General features: G+C 73.2%; 1 protein-coding gene and 1 pseudogene. Both read left to right on the top strand.

The features are described 5' to 3' along the window. Nucleotides 1-16 precede the first annotated feature (16 nt). Nucleotides 17-178 carry a hypothetical protein gene (locus TW83_RS18390; RefSeq protein ID WP_255352812.1) on the top strand — a complete coding sequence of 54 codons (162 nt, stop codon included), beginning with the start codon at nucleotides 17-19 and terminating at the stop codon, nucleotides 176-178. After that, a pseudogene (locus TW83_RS22200) lies at nucleotides 178-295 on the top strand (LPS export ABC transporter ATP-binding protein); the annotation flags it as partial. The gene TW83_RS18390 and the pseudogene TW83_RS22200, both read left to right, overlap by 1 nt.

The following is a 295-nucleotide window of genomic DNA, read 5'->3' as shown; positions in this document are numbered from 1 at the left end:
CGAGGCCGCCGATGCGGTGTATGACGTCGCCGCGGGGTCGGTCCTGCTGACCGGGGACGTGCTGCTGACCCAGGGGGGCAACGTGCTGGCCGGAGAGCGCATGACGGTCGACCTGGCGACGGGGGCGGCGCAGGTCCAGGGGCGCGTGCGGTCCGTCCTGCAGCCGGGGTCCAACTGATGACCGACCGTTCCGGGCTGGACGTGCGCGGCCTGCGCAAGTCCTATCGCAACCGCCCCGTGATCCGCGACGTGTCCGTCAGCCTGCAGCGCGGAGAGGTCGTGGCGCTGCTGGGCC

This window comes from Paracoccus sp. S4493 (genome assembly GCF_000967735.1).
GTDB classification, from domain to species: Bacteria; Pseudomonadota; Alphaproteobacteria; order Rhodobacterales; family Rhodobacteraceae; genus Paracoccus; species Paracoccus marcusii.
This window is presented reverse-complemented; position numbering and strand designations above follow the sequence as displayed.